General features: G+C 50.0%; 11 protein-coding genes. 2 read left to right on the top strand and 9 right to left on the bottom strand.

Going from position 1 to position 12,272, the window contains the following annotated elements; genetic code table 11:
- Positions 1 to 89 precede the first annotated feature (89 nt).
- Positions 90 to 656 (top strand): GNAT family N-acetyltransferase, encoded by a 567-nt coding sequence (locus KNQ11_RS13370; RefSeq protein WP_064300661.1) that lies wholly within the window; start codon positions 90 to 92, stop codon positions 654 to 656.
- A gap of 72 nt (positions 657 to 728) precedes the next feature.
- Here KNQ11_RS13370 and KNQ11_RS13365 read toward each other — a convergent pair whose 3' ends face one another.
- From KNQ11_RS13365 to KNQ11_RS13325, 9 genes are all read right to left on the bottom strand, one after another.
- Positions 729 to 2,165: a DUF2079 domain-containing protein gene (locus KNQ11_RS13365; RefSeq protein WP_251139704.1), complete on the bottom strand. Its 1,437-nt coding sequence runs from the start codon at positions 2,163 to 2,165 to the stop codon at positions 729 to 731.
- On the bottom strand, positions 2,102 to 3,019 hold the full coding sequence (locus tag KNQ11_RS13360; RefSeq protein ID WP_029342865.1) for an FTR1 family iron permease: 918 nt from the start codon (positions 3,017 to 3,019) through the stop codon (positions 2,102 to 2,104). The genes KNQ11_RS13365 and KNQ11_RS13360 overlap by 64 nt, the downstream gene beginning before the upstream one ends.
- A 12-nt stretch (positions 3,020 to 3,031) precedes the next feature.
- Positions 3,032 to 3,766 carry a hypothetical protein gene (locus tag KNQ11_RS13355; RefSeq protein WP_023469650.1) on the bottom strand — a complete coding sequence of 245 codons (735 nt, stop codon included), beginning with the start codon at positions 3,764 to 3,766 and terminating at the stop codon, positions 3,032 to 3,034.
- Positions 3,763 to 4,491: a glycosyltransferase family 2 protein gene (locus KNQ11_RS13350; RefSeq protein WP_050678465.1), complete on the bottom strand. Its 729-nt coding sequence runs from the start codon at positions 4,489 to 4,491 to the stop codon at positions 3,763 to 3,765. The genes KNQ11_RS13355 and KNQ11_RS13350 overlap by 4 nt, the downstream gene beginning before the upstream one ends.
- Entirely contained in the window at positions 4,488 to 5,924 is a 1,437-nt protein-coding gene (locus tag KNQ11_RS13345; protein WP_214725086.1) for an alkaline phosphatase family protein, read from the bottom strand. Before KNQ11_RS13345 ends, KNQ11_RS13350 begins: the two co-directional genes overlap by 4 nt.
- On the bottom strand, positions 5,921 to 6,775 hold the full coding sequence (locus tag KNQ11_RS13340; RefSeq protein WP_133208393.1) for a lysylphosphatidylglycerol synthase transmembrane domain-containing protein: 855 nt from the start codon (positions 6,773 to 6,775) through the stop codon (positions 5,921 to 5,923). The genes KNQ11_RS13345 and KNQ11_RS13340 overlap by 4 nt, the downstream gene beginning before the upstream one ends.
- A complete protein-coding gene (locus KNQ11_RS13335; RefSeq protein WP_214772246.1) occupies positions 6,757 to 7,668 on the bottom strand; it encodes an NAD-dependent epimerase/dehydratase family protein in 912 nt (303 codons plus the stop codon). Before KNQ11_RS13335 ends, KNQ11_RS13340 begins: the two co-directional genes overlap by 19 nt.
- Positions 7,669 to 7,694: 26 nt before the next feature.
- The gene (locus KNQ11_RS13330; protein WP_214772244.1) at positions 7,695 to 8,879 is read right to left on the bottom strand and encodes a hypothetical protein; all 1,185 of its coding nucleotides are present in this window, start codon (positions 8,877 to 8,879) and stop codon (positions 7,695 to 7,697) included.
- 156 nt (positions 8,880 to 9,035) lie between these two features.
- Positions 9,036 to 9,563, bottom strand: coding sequence for a type III secretion system chaperone family protein (locus tag KNQ11_RS13325; protein ID WP_023469644.1), 528 nt, complete (start codon positions 9,561 to 9,563; stop codon positions 9,036 to 9,038).
- 200 nt (positions 9,564 to 9,763) lie between these two features.
- Here KNQ11_RS13325 and KNQ11_RS13320 point away from each other — a divergent pair, with 200 nt between their 5' ends.
- The gene (locus tag KNQ11_RS13320; RefSeq protein WP_214772242.1) at positions 9,764 to 12,217 is read left to right on the top strand and encodes a CoA-disulfide reductase; all 2,454 of its coding nucleotides are present in this window, start codon (positions 9,764 to 9,766) and stop codon (positions 12,215 to 12,217) included.
- Positions 12,218 to 12,272 lie beyond the last annotated feature (55 nt).

The following is a 12,272-nucleotide window of genomic DNA, read 5'->3' as shown; positions in this document are numbered from 1 at the left end:
ATGTCTAACAAAATCATGTATCGGATTCGACACCGTCGAGTCCGATTTTTCAGGTTCATGGATTAGAAAAACGAAAGGAGAAGGATGAGATGATTCGACAAGCACATGCTTCTGAAGCGCAACAGATTGCCCCGTTGATTGAGCAGGCGATTCATGAGATTGCTGAGACACTGACGGGAACGACAAAGCGGGAGGAAGTTTTAGAGAGACTCGCGTACTTCGTCGCTGAAACAGGAAATCGACTGAGCCATGAGAACATCCTCGTGAAAATCATCGAGGGTGAAGTAGCAGGTATCGTCATTGCATATGCCGGGACGGATGCGAAACGACTCGACGAACCGATCAAAGCACAACTGAAACGTTGGACGGGTCAAGATATCCAGATCGATGTCGAGACGGAAGGACCGGTCTATTACTTGGATACTTTATCGGTTGACGCGCGTCATGGTGGAAAAGGAATTGGAACAGAACTATTGCAGGCAGCAGCGGAAGAAGGGGAAAAACGAGGACTACAAGCGTTCACCTTAAACGCTGATCAAACGAACGCCGGGGCACAGCGACTGTATCGTCGTCTCGGCTTCGAACCAGTCCGGACGATTGAAATCAGCGGCGGTACCTTTGATTATATGGAACGTCGTTACGATACGCAGCAATGAAAAAAACCATGTCGATTTCCACGGTGTCATTCGGGAATCGACATGGTTTTTCGTATACATGTAGTCGTGCCGTCAAGGCGTTAGTTGATACAGCATCGCTTGCGCGTCTTCCGGTTCGTATCGGGTATCACTCGTGAAGCGAACGATTTGTTTGACGTTTGGTCGCACGCCTTGAGCGTGGAGGCGCTCGAGCAATCGACCAGTCACGTAACTCTGGTCGGATTTTGGTTCTGCGTTCCATTTACTGATCGATCCGATCGGAACGATCGCGGCATCCGGTCGTTCGGACTGGAATTGGCGAGCTTCCTCGTCGGTAAAGACTGTCGCGCCGATTGGAAGAGTCGCTACGTAACGCGCTAGTTCAATCGTCGCCGGAGGACGCGTGGCTTGCTCGTTTAACGCGAGGCTACCGATCGTCAACTGAATGACTAAAAACGGCAGATACATCCGCAACGGAAGCTGACGGATCAACCAGATGAGTAGCAATAGGACAAGCGGTAAGACATGACGGGGTTTATCGATGTTTTGTCCGAGCCAGACCCAGACGAAATAGAGTCCAGCCGTCGCTCCCCAAGCGACATTGACCGCCCAACGTTTTCGTAAAAACAGCATCAGTCCTGACACTAGTCCGATCCACGTGCCATAGCCGATCCCATGCCAGAAGAGTTGCTGAAGCGTCTGAACAAATCGTTGAACGATAGAAGCATCATCGGTCTGAGCAGAACCACCCCAATCGGAAAAATGACCGCTGACGAAGCGGAGTGATAATTGAAGAAACGAATAGGGTCCACCGACAGAAAAAGCGACCGGGAGCAACCAAGCAAGCTGTGCCAGAACAAGAAGGGCGCACTCGGATATGAGTTGCCAGTAATCCTTTCGTACCTGCCACAGCAGGACAAGCAACATGAAACCAAACGGCGCGTAGGATAGGCGAGTCGCCATCAGTAAACCGAACAGAAGATACGGAAGCCAGCGACGAATCTGATGCCGTGCGCGTTCGATGCTCCAGCCGTACCAGACGAGTAGTCCGAGGGCGAGCCCATCCGACATCCCTGTCGCAGCGAACGTCACGAGTGAGGCAGTGGAGAGAACGGTAAAGGCAGCGATCAGCCGAGCCGTATCATAGGCATGACGGCGAAAGAGCGAGTAAAGTGGCAAGAGCGCACTTGCCAGTCCTAGTGTAGAGACGAGTCCGAGCGCTTTGACAGGTATCATCAGCGGCAGAAACAGGTTGGCAAATAAGATGAAAAAGGGATAACCCGGAAAGTGCGGACGTAAATCAGCCAGATCATAATCGGTCACAGCTAACGTGAAGTTCGCAATATCGTAGCTCGCGATGAAGGGACTGACGTAACTGATCCGTAAACCAATCCAGCCACCGATGAATAGCAACGTGATCCAAAAAAGCGATCGTCCACGCGGACGTGAACGATCGCTTCGGACGGTCAAGAAACCTCCTGTAAGGACTTTGATGACTTCGATGGTTTGTTTTGACGGAGCAACATCCAACCGGCAAAGGCGAAGTAGCCCCACCAAGCGACGACTTGTTCGAGCGAGGGGTTATGGCTGTATCCGAACATCGCACCCATGAACGTTCCGATCTGTCCACTGATCAATGTTGAGTTTCCTGTATCACGCAAGTATTGCACCTGATCGATGTAGTGCTCCGGCATGAAGCCGACGATGTTATATACAGCAGCTGGTGTGCCGTCAGCATTCATCAAGAGACTACCGAGCAAACCAAGATCTTGGAAGCGTCCAATCGTTTGGACGAGCATGCCGGCTGCGATAAATAGAATGAGTACGCCCGTTACTTGGAAGAAGCGTTTGACGGGAATCTTCATTGAACCGGAAACGAATAAGTATCCGAAAATCAAGGCGAGTAACAGACCGGAAACCGCACCGTAACTCGTCAGTACTTTTTCGATTTCCCCACCTGAGATGGCAGCGAAGAAGAAGACGGTCTCAATTCCTTCTCGAACGATGACGAGGAAGGAGTGGATGATCATCGTGATGGCACTACCCGTCGAGACGGCAGCGGCGACCTTCGCTTGGGAGGCTTTTTGATTCTCTTTCGCTTCCTTCCCCATCCAGAGGACCATGTGTGTCAAGAGCAGGACGGAGACCATCATGATGCCGAGACGGAGATACGTATCGCTTCCGAAGCTCGCAAAACTCGTAAAGACGACTTGGAACAGGAACGCGACACCAAGGCTAGCGAGAAGTGCCAACCCCACACCTGCGTAGACCCACTTTTTATATTGTGGAGCGTTCAATCGATCGAGATAACCCAAGATCAACCCAACGATGAGAACAGCCTCGAGACACTCCCGAAGCGTAATCAAAAACGCTTGAAAATCCATCTGTCTTCCTCCTTATGAGCGGCGTTTCTTCTTCCATTGACCAATGACGACGATGACGATGAGTACGATGACGAGTCCGAGCGCAATCAATTTCCAAATCGCGTCCGTTCCGAACGTTTGACCGAGGAAGGAGTCTTCTTCCGTGAAGACGCCTGTTTTTTCTTCACCCGGCAGGACGAAGAGGGGAGTCAACGTATCTTCGATCATCGTAATGTTTTCTTTGAAGGATTCTTCATCACTCGCTTTTTTCCCGACCCCAAACAGACCAGGGTTTCCGAGTGCCTTTAATGATTCATCAAATGCAGTATACACGTCATCGGATGTTTGTGCATCCTTGCTTTCCTTGACGTAAGGTGCGAGCACATCGTATGTCCCGCGGGCTTTCGCGAGTAAGAGTTTCGCTTGACCGAAGTCCTCGAACTGCTCTTCAGCAAAGTGCAGGCGACGTTCGATATTTTGACGGAGAGCGACGCGGTACGCTTGTTTGGCAGCCTCTGCATCTTCTTGTTCGAGAGCCGTGTCGATCTTCGCTTTCGCTTCAGGGAAATACAGTTTGAATTCTTTATCATAGGCGGCAAGCGTCTCTTTCGCAAGCGCGTAATCCTTAGCATCGAGTTGTTCTTCAAATTGTTTATAGGCTTCCGCAAAAGCTTCCTTTCCTGGGTCTCCGTAACTATAAGCGGAAACCGTGGAAGTGCTCACGAACAGTGAGAGCAGGAGGAGCGGTAGCAAAAGAAGGCGTTTCATCCGAGGTGCTCCTTTCGTTCCATGCGTTCTTCAACGCTAAGCTGTGTGATTGGTCGTCGCCACTCCCGGTAAATCGCTGGGAGGACACGTTGGACATAATTCAGACGGATAAAAGACTTTCCTGCTTCCCGGACCCGATAACGGATCGGGACTTCGTGAAGGCGGAAGCCTTTTCGGACGAGATTGAGGGTCAATACTTGGGCATAGTTATAATCGTGAATGATCTCAGCATGGTGACACGCTGCGCGTGAAAAAGCACGCATCCCGCTTTGACCATCATGGATTTTACGTTTCAATAAAAGGCATTGCAACCACGTGAAGACATGATTGCCGATATAGCGATAGAGCCGCATCCCGTCGACGGTACCGAGGAAGCGGGAACCGAATACGTAGTCGGCCTGATCGTGTAAGATCGGTCGGACGATATCTGGAATTTGATCGGCAGGATATTCGTTATCCGCATCAATCATGACAGCAACATCAGCGCCGAGTTCGTAGGACTGGCGGAGTCCTTCCCGGACTGCAGCGCCGAGTCCTTGATTTTGTTCGAACCGATAGACATGTGCGCCGTGTTGACGCGCAATCGTACTCGTCGCATCCACTGAGCCGTCGTCGATGACGAGGGTCTCGACTGGAATGCCGTCAATCATGTCCGGAATTCGTTTTAAGACGAGCGGGAGCGACACTTCCTCATTGTGGGCCGGTAAAAAGACGATGATCTTCATTTAGACTTCGCCTCCTTGAACGCTTCTGTCAACAGCACACCACGGCTATCGTGCGGGATGTCTGCCCCTAGGACTTTTGTGATCGTCGGTCCGAGTGACAAGATATGGCGGTGCGTATCCACTTTCAGACCGGCATGAACGTTCTTACCATACATCCAGAACGGAACGAACCGTTCGCCTTCATCCAAGTGACCGTGTCCACCGATTCCGTCCGCTTGACCGTGATCTGCCATGACGATGAGTGTCGCATCCTCGAGTTTACCGAGACGATCGAGCTCCTCACAAAATTCAGCGAGTAATGCATCCGCTTCTTCGATTTTTTGAACATACTCGGAATAGAGGGTGCCCCGACTGTGTCCTGTTTGATCCGTTCCAATCAACTGAATCGCGAGCAGATCCGGATCCTCTTCATGGACGATTTGTTTGGCACGTTCTATGATATTTCGATCCGCGACATCGTTATGCATGACCGCCGTGACGGTCCGTACATCGGTTGAACCGAACGCATCGACAAGGTGCGCGATGCCAAGAATTTTTCCTGATTTATTGACGGCACGGAGACGATCGAAGACAGTATCCGTTTTAACACCGGTCGTATTCCAGACCATGTTCGAATGAATGCCGTGATCTTCTGGGCGAGCACCCGTGAACATCGAACTGAAGCAGACGACGGTCCGGGCAGGGTAGACAGTCTCCATATTCGTATATTCCGTTCCTTCCTGACGCAATCGTTCGAGGAACGGCGTGTTTGCTGCCATGTAGCGATCTTTACGCATCCCGTCGACAATCAGAACATAGACTTTTTCTGAAGTCGGAAGATCGGCATCTGCCGTCATTGCCTCGGGCAACTTCGGTTTCCAGTCGAACAGGTAGTGATGTAGGATCCATGCAAAGACGAATAGACCAATTGGGAACCAGACGAACGTCATGTCGAGTGTCGATGCGTCACTTGCCGTCCACCAGTACATGAGCAACAGAGCAACCTTAGGCAGTTGCTCCTGCGCGTTACCACTTGTCGAATCACTATTCTTCAGAACGAGTTTCCAAAAACGCGTGAAGTTCGTCCAGCGCGTTCCGATCCGGAGATGATAATAGATCGTTCCCCAGAAAAAAATCGTAAAGAAGAAATAGAGACCTGCGCCATAGGCGAACAAAGGTAAGTAATCTGCATTCGTACCCCGAAGGAACAGCCAAACGATGACCGGGATCCAAAGGTAATTTCGTAAAAATAACGGAAAGTCATAACGCCAAAGCAAGATAAATAAAGGAAGCGTCACGATGAAACCAAGACCAGCTTCTGCGAGTGGCATCTGCGTCCATAAGGCGTACGTCAAGAAGACGCCGATCGTAAAAATGGGTGTGAAGGGTTTTCCTTCATTGAGTAAGTTCCAGGCGCGTGCTGCGACTTTTTCAAAGCGAGAAGCACTTTTCATCGTCTTCCTCCTTTCCAATCAGTGTATTTGAGCTGACGAACCAACAACCGAAGCGTAGCCGGATGCCGAATGAGAACGTACAGCGGAATGAGAAAAGCAAAGGCATATTTAAAGAAGTGCGTCATCAAGGCAACGTCGTACGCATGGGCAACACCGGCTTGCCGTAACACTGTACCCATCGCAAGTTCATACGTACCGAGGCCACCCGGCGTGAACTGAATCACACCGGACAGGACACCGGCACTCATCGCAATCAATGTCGTCGGGAAGGACACATCGATACCTGCTCCGTGCAAGAGGAGGAAGACGGCGAGTGCCTCGACTGCCCAAGCGAGCGTTCCGAACAGAACGAGCGATGGGAGATGCGGGACATGTCGGCGTAACACGAGCAATAACGCGGTCGCAAGGAGCGCGACGAGCAAGACGATTGGGTGAAACAACCAACCGATCAGAATGAAGGTACACAGAACGATCAAGTCAATACTTCGTTGTAAGACGAAGATCGCGCTCGTCTGTTTCCATGGACTTCCGACCGCTCTCGCCGTCACGAGTCGGATCATCTCTCCCAGTTTGACCGGTGAGAGATGATTGATCGTCAGTCCGAGATACAGGCTCGACAGGTATACAGCAGTCGGTGCACGTTTGGCATCGGCGCGGCGCCAGGCGACCGCGCGTAAATAAAAGGCGATCGCATACGTCAAGGTCGCAAGGATCGTCCAGGGACTCTTGAATAAAGCTTCAATGTACCGATACGAGACCGGTAACTCCAAGAAAAAACGGAGCAGTAAAAAGATGACAAGCCCGGTAAGCGTCAGATACAGGAACGTTCGAATCAGCGGTTTTGATGCCACGCGATCACCTGCTCCAGTCCAACATCGATCTCGATTGACGGTTGGTAACCGAATGCTTCTTTTGCAGCCGTCGTATCACTCCATGTCATCGTCACGTCCCCACGTCGTGCAGTTTGAGTTTGCACGGGCACATCAAACCGTTGACCGATCCGTTCAGCTAGAGTGCGGACGGAGACCGGCTGATTCGCGCCGAGGTTATACGTCCCGACTGCACGAGCCAGCAATGCCTGTTCCATTCCACAGGTGATGTCATCGATATACGTGAAGTCACGGATCGGATCACCGAAGACGGTGAGTGCCTCTCCGCGTAATGCCTGTTCGATGAATCGAAACAGCGCCATATCAGGACGACCCGAAGGACCATAGACCGTAAAGAAGCGAAACAGCGTCACGTTTACATCATATAAATGAGCATAAGCATGACAAAAGCTTTCAGCGCTATACTTAGCTGCCGCGTAAGGACTGGCGACATGTCCCGTTGCCTGTTCCTCTTTGAGCGGACCCGTCTGCTCCCCGTAAACGGAAGACGAAGACGCGAAAAAGACATGCGGCATGCCATGTCTTTTTGCGGCTTCTAACAAGGTCACCGTCATATCGATGTCCTCACGAATATAGTGATGCGGTTCTTCGAGCGAATGCGGAACACCTGGAAGAGCTGCGAGATGGAAGACGGCGTCGAACGATGTCTTCATCCAGGCGTCGAGATCGTGATGAACGTCACCCGTCGTAACGGTAACGCCGGCACGTCTTAGTTCATCTGCTCGTTCTTCTTTTAACTGGACATCATAGTAGTCCGTGAAAGCATCAAGGACATGGACGGTATGGTGTTGCTGGAGCCGGAGGGCGAGGGCGGCGCCAATGAAGCCGGCACCTCCTGTGATTCCGATATTCATCTTATCCCTCCATTTCCATTTCCTTCTTAGTTAAGTGGTTCGAGTGCGTCTGTGATCCGTTCACCTGTCGTTTCAGCCTTGACGTCGCCTTTTTCGACGAGTGCGAACCATTCGTTTGCGTCTTGTGCGACTTGTGCTGCTTTGTCCTTGCCGAGACGATTCTCAAGCGTCGGTTTCATCGCAACGACGAACATGTTCGCTTCCATTGCTTCTGCACGTGCTGTATCGACGTCTTTCTTCTCGATCGCTTCTTGTGCCTCTTCATGATAACCGTCGACTTTTTCCGTCAACGCTTTTGCGAACAATCCTTCGATTTCTTTGTAAGAGACGTCAGCTGGTTTTGTTTTTGAGAAATCATAGCGCTCTTTCAGTGTTTTAACAGCCTCTTCGTCTCCACCCGCTAATGATTCCTCGATCGCAAGGAGGAAACCGTATCCTTCCGCTTGCTCCATTTGTAATTCTTTTTCGTCCGTACCGGCTTTGACACCATCCTCGATTTTTTGTGCGTAGCCGAGGGCAGCTAAATAGAAGGAACGATAAATCGATTTATCCGTTACTTGTTTTGCAACATTGAAGTCACCGAGTTCTTTCGCGTCGATGGCTTCTTGCTGCGCTGAAAGACCTGATGTGATCGCTTGAGCGATGGCGTCTTCGTTTTTAAAGCCGTAGCTCGCGTCCCGTTTTTCAGCTGTCGGAATGAAGACGGTCTTCGCCATCGCTTCCACGTCCTTGAGTGCTTCCGTTGCAGCTTCCGGTTTACCAGCTACGAGTGCTTCTTCAGCTTTTGCTTGTGTTGCTTTTTGTAATTTATAGAAATACGATTGTAGACCTTTATCCACGAGTTGACGAGCGATGTTCTCATCGAGATCCTTCGCTTCCACACCTGCTAAAGCAGACTGGATGACTTGTTCGATTTCTGGTGCTGTCGTCTCGACACCACCTTTGAGTTTCGATTCATAACTTGTCGTGACCATCTTCCAATCGATCGCTTGTCCTTCTTTTGCTTTGTCGAGTTCTGTTTTGATTGAGCTGAAGATTGTCAATTCATCTGTCAGTGTCGTTGCAGCGATCCCCGCATCTGCTGATTTAGTTTCGGTCGACTGTTCCGTTTTCTCTTTTTTCGGTGCAGTCGTATCCGTTTCATTCGAACCGCAGGCAGCCAAGATACCGGCTACCATGAAGATCGAAGCTACTTTTAAACGTTTTTTCATAATCGTGATTCCCCCAGAAGAATTAATAAGACGTTTTCCGTCATGTAGTCGTTTTCACAAATCTAACTATATCGAGAATAATTCTCATTGTCAATTGAACTTTAAAGAAAAAAACGGCTTTGGAGCAGGGCTCCAAAGCCGTTTTAAAATGAGAAATTAGAACTGTTCGTACAGTTTTGTCAAATACGTGTAGACTTCGTCTGATGCTTGGAACATCATGACAGAATGTCCGAAGATGGCAGCTGGGTTAAAGCCGTGATCAAGATCAATCGTTGATGCGATCGTGACATCACGGTCGCTGTCGAGAACGACGCGGAAGTATTTGAACTCTTGGTTAAAGTCGTTGATGGCGTTAAGAATCGGGAGATCCTCGACACCGTCTGGTACGTGTGTCACCGTACGAGCGAACAATTCGACATCTGTCGTCGTCTTACTGAAGACGATCATCATCATCGGTTCTGCTCCAGCAGGTGTTTTTTCTTGTGTCATGAAGAAGACGTGTGTCTCATTCTCACGTGCTTCCATTGGAATCCCTTTTTCAACGAGGAAAGCTTGAAAAGCTTCCAAGTGTTGTTGCTGTTGCGGCGCGATTCCTTGCTCGTTTGTTTCGGGTTGACGATCTTGGTGAATCGGTGTCACTTTATTGTTCTCGTTTGATTCGTTCGAGTTACGTTCCTGGTCCATTGCAAAATCCCCCTTTATATACTATAAATTCAGTTTCAAGCATTTCAGAAGGAATTGCAACTAATGTCCGTTAAGATAGGAAGAAAATACAAAAGAGTAGAGATATGTCATGTTTGTGAATCTGAGAGCAACTGACTTGAAAATACATACCTGACAGGGTATATTAAGTGGCAGATAGAAAATCGAGGAGGAATCATCAGATGAAAACGATCATCGTAGGCGGCGTCGCTGGTGGCGCTACGGCTGCAGCACGACTGCGTCGGATTGACGAAACGGCAGAAATCATTTTGCTTGAACGAGGAAAAGAGATTTCGTTCGCGAACTGTGGACTGCCTTACTATATCGGAGATGTCATCAAAGATCGCAATAAATTACTCGTCCAAACGCCAGAAGGCATGCATGCACGGTTTAATTTAGATGTCCGCAATTTGTCGGAAGCGATTCGGATCAACCGTGAAGCGAAGACAGTCACGATCCGCAACGTCGAAACGGGTGAAGAATACGATGAATCGTACGATCATCTGATTCTTTCTCCAGGTGCAAAACCGATCCGTCCGAACATTCCAGGACTCGATGACGCAACGAACGTCTTTACGTTACGGAACATCCCAGATACGGACCGGATGCGGGAATACGTTGATACAAATCGTCCTGATAAAGCACTTGTCATCGGCGGTGGATTCATCGGTCTTGAAATGGCAGAAAATCTCGCAGAACGTGGGGCGCACGTCACCCTCGTTGAGATGGCGGATCAAGTCATGGCTCCGATCGACCCGGAAATGGCAGCGATCGTTCATGAACATCTGCGTACGAAAGGCGTCGAGTTGATTCTAGAAGATGGCGTCGCTCGTTTTGAAGAGGCAGGTCGCCGCGTCGTCCTGACAAGTGGACGCGTAATCGAAACAGAGATGAACATCCTATCGATTGGTGTTGCACCGGAGAGCACGCTCGCAGCAGATGCTGGTTTAACACTTGGCATTAAACAGACGATTCAAGTCGACGACCAACTACGGACATCCGATCCATCCATCTTTGCGATTGGTGACGCAATCGAAGTCAAAGACTATATCACGAAGGAAGCGACACATGTTCCACTCGCGTGGCCGGCAAACCGTCAAGGACGCCTCGTTGCAGATATCATCTCCGGACGCGACGTCCGGTACAGCGGCACGCTCGGAACAGCGGTCGCAAAAGTCTTCGACTTGACGGTCGCTTCGACCGGTAACAATGAAAAACGGTTACATCAGCTCGGTCTTCGTTACGAAGCGGTGCATCTCCACCCGGGATCGCATGCGGGGTACTACCCAGGGGCGAGTCCGATTTCGATGAAGCTACTGTTTGATCCAATCGAAGGAACGATCTACGGAGCGCAGGCAATCGGCATGACAGGTGTCGAGAAACGAATCGATGTCCTCGCGACAGCGATTAAAGGTGGATTGACAGTGCTTGATCTACCAGATCTTGAACTATCATATGCACCGCCATATAGTTCAGCGAAGGATCCGGTCAACATGGCAGGATATATTGCGTCGAACATCGTGCTTGGTGACAGTGCGAACGTTCATTGGCACGAAATCGATGCGATCGTCGCCAATGGCGGCTTATTACTCGATGTCCGTGAACCATCGGAAAACGAGTTAGGCGCGATTCCGGGATCAGTCAATATCTCGTTACCGACGTTACGTGAGAAGTTGGATGATCTGCCGAAGGATCAAACGATCTATGTGACATGCCAAGTCGGATTACGTGGATATGTTGCAAGTCAACTGTTGCAACAACACGGTTATGATGTGAAAAACTTAAGCGGTGGCTACAAAACATGGTCGGTCGTGCATCGTGATCAAGAAGCGCGAAGCCAAGCGAAGGAGGAGACTGCTGTGACGGTAACGAAACGTGAGCCAAAAACGAAGGCTGCACCAGAACAAGTGGCACTGCTCGATACGTGCGGTTTACAGTGCCCAGGTCCAATCTTAGAGCTGAAAACAAAAATCGATCAGATGACGGACGGCGAGCAAATTTTCGTCAAGGCGTCAGATCCAGGATTCTTGCCAGACGTTCAAGCATGGGCGAAAAAACTAGGTCACACGGTCCATTCAGCGGAAATGAATCAAGGGGTCGTCGAGGTCTTGCTTGAAAAAGGGCAAGGGGAGACACCAGCTGCAGCGCCGGTTCAAGTCAATCCGGCAGATGATGCGACGATGGTCGTCTTCAGTGGTGATCTTGATAAAGCACTTGCTTCTTTCGTCATTGCGCAAGGTGCACAAGCGATGGGAAAACAAGTGACGATGTTCTTTACGTTCTGGGGCTTGAACATCATTCGAAAACCAGACGCACCGGCAGTTGAGAAAGCAGGAATCGAACGGATGATGGGCATGATGATGCCGAAACATGCCGGGGAGCTGCCGCTCTCGAACATGAACATGGCAGGCGCCGGTCAAAAAATGATGAAAAAAGTCATGAAGGACAAACAAGTCGATGCACTCGAGACGATGATGGCAAAAGCACAAGCTGCTGGTGTCCGAATGATCGCCTGCACGATGTCGATGGATATCATGGGCATCAAGAAAGAGGAATTACTGGATGATATCGATTATGGTGGCGTCGCCAGTTACCTTGGTGCAACGGATGGTGCCAATCTGAATCTGTTCATCTAATCTAAAAACCTGTTTAAATGAACGTGTCAAACCTGACATCTGATGTGAGGTTTGA

Source organism: Exiguobacterium sp. s39, assembly GCF_018618925.1.
GTDB classification, from domain to species: Bacteria; Bacillota; Bacilli; order Exiguobacteriales; family Exiguobacteriaceae; genus Exiguobacterium_A; species Exiguobacterium_A abrahamii.
The sequence above is the reverse complement of the archived record's forward strand: the minus strand, read 5'-3'. Positions and strand labels throughout refer to the sequence as shown.

Coding starts and splice junctions, on each gene's coding strand:
- KNQ11_RS13370 (WP_064300661.1), top strand. CDS start 90: ATGATTCGACAAGCACATGCTTCTGAAGCGCAACAGATTGCCCCGTTG.
- KNQ11_RS13325 (WP_023469644.1), bottom strand. CDS start 9,563: ATGGACCAGGAACGTAACTCGAACGAATCAAACGAGAACAATAAAGTG.
- KNQ11_RS13320 (WP_214772242.1), top strand. CDS start 9,764: ATGAAAACGATCATCGTAGGCGGCGTCGCTGGTGGCGCTACGGCTGCA.
- KNQ11_RS13330 (WP_214772244.1), bottom strand. CDS start 8,879: ATGAAAAAACGTTTAAAAGTAGCTTCGATCTTCATGGTAGCCGGTATC.
- KNQ11_RS13335 (WP_214772246.1), bottom strand. CDS start 7,668: ATGAATATCGGAATCACAGGAGGTGCCGGCTTCATTGGCGCCGCCCTC.
- KNQ11_RS13350 (WP_050678465.1), bottom strand. CDS start 4,491: ATGAAGATCATCGTCTTTTTACCGGCCCACAATGAGGAAGTGTCGCTC.
- KNQ11_RS13345 (WP_214725086.1), bottom strand. CDS start 5,924: ATGAAAAGTGCTTCTCGCTTTGAAAAAGTCGCAGCACGCGCCTGGAAC.
- KNQ11_RS13360 (WP_029342865.1), bottom strand. CDS start 3,019: ATGGATTTTCAAGCGTTTTTGATTACGCTTCGGGAGTGTCTCGAGGCT.
- KNQ11_RS13355 (WP_023469650.1), bottom strand. CDS start 3,766: ATGAAACGCCTTCTTTTGCTACCGCTCCTCCTGCTCTCACTGTTCGTG.